Raw genomic sequence first — 1,347 nt, forward strand, 5'->3', positions numbered from 1 at the left:
GCTGTTTCACTTGAACTCGGTGGACCAGTAGGTTTCGATCTGGGTGACCAGTTCGGCCGGCAGCGGCACGTAGTGCAGTTCGTTGGCCTGCTTCTGGCCGTTTTCGAAGGCCCACTTGAAGAACGCCAGGGTTTCCTTGCTGCGCTTGGCATCCTTGGGCTGCTTGTGCATGAGCATGAAGTTGGTGGCGGTGATCGGCCACGCCTGGTCGCCCGGGGCGTTGGTGATGACCAGGTTGAAGTCCTTGGCGCTGGCCCAGTCGGCACTGGCGGCAGCGGCGGCGAAGGTGTCGGCGGTGGGCTGCACCCAGTTGCCGGCGGCGTTCTGCATGGAGGCGTACGGCATGCCGTTCTGCAGCGCGTAGGCCAGTTCGACGTAGCCGATGGAGCCCTTGATCTGCTTTACGTACGAGGCGACGCCTTCGTTGCCCTTGCCACCCACGCCATCGGGCCACTGCACCGAGGTGCCTTCGCCGACCTTGCTCTTCCAGTCCGGGCTGACCTTGGCGAGGTAGTTGGAGAAGTTGAAGGTGGTGCCGGAGCCATCGGAACGGTGGACCAGGGTGATCTTGCCGTCAGGCAGCTTGACGCCCGGGTTGGCGGCGACGATGGCCGGGTCGTTCCAGGTCTTGACCTTGCCCAGGAAGATGTCGGCGAGCAGGGCACCGCTCAGGCGCAGCTTGCCGGCTTCGAGGCCGTCGATGTTGACGACCGGGACGACGCCGCCAATGGCCGAGGGGAACTGGCCGAGGCCGGCCTGGGCCAGCTCTTCGCTGCTCAGCGGCTTGTCGGAGGAACCGAAATCAACGGTGCCGGCCTTGATCTGGGCGATGCCGCCGCCGGAGCCGATGGACTGGTAGTTGATTTTGGCGCCGGTGGCGGTGTTGTAGTCGGCCGACCACTTGGATACGAGCGGGAAGATGAAGGACGCGCCGGCGCCGGAGATTTCGGCGGTGAGCTTGTCGCCGGCGGCCGGGGCTGCGGCGGGTGCGTCGGTGGCCGGCGCGGCGGCCTGGCCTTCGGCGCCCGGCTTGCAGGCGGAAAGGCCCAGCGCGATGGCCAGGGAAAGGGCGGTCAAGCCAGCCGTGTGCAGTTTCATGCGTCACTCCGTAGCGGGATAGGGGCCGGTCTCTCCGGCGACGCTGCTATGAAATGATGTTTTTGTTACAGCCGTATGACGGTGTGACCGGGGGCACGTGGAGGGCTTGTGGGGCTTGGGTTTCCCCAAAATCCTGAAGGCGGAAAGCGTGATGCACGGGGTGCCAGGTGCGCCTTGGCTGGGCGGGTGTGTGGGGGTTCGCGGGACAGGTAGCAAGTACGTTGCGGGTTGGCCATTTGGGGTTTGGGG

Annotated in this window: 1 protein-coding gene; it reads right to left on the reverse strand. The window is 65.5% G+C overall.

All coding sequences use genetic code 11. From position 1 onward, the window contains the following. Positions 1 to 6: 6 nt before the first annotated feature. Complete coding sequence (pstS, locus tag AC1DQP_RS20560) at positions 7 to 1,098, reverse strand: phosphate ABC transporter substrate-binding protein PstS (protein WP_256777416.1); 1,092 nt, start codon at positions 1,096 to 1,098, stop codon at positions 7 to 9. Between the last annotated feature and the right edge of the window lie 249 nt (positions 1,099 to 1,347).

Source organism: Stenotrophomonas sp. P5_A8 (genome assembly GCF_056400545.1).

Excerpts from the sequence above, each read along its gene's own strand:
- pstS (WP_256777416.1), bottom strand. The coding sequence starts at position 1,098 with ATGAAACTGCACACGGCTGGCTTGACCGCCCTTTCCCTGGCCATCGCG.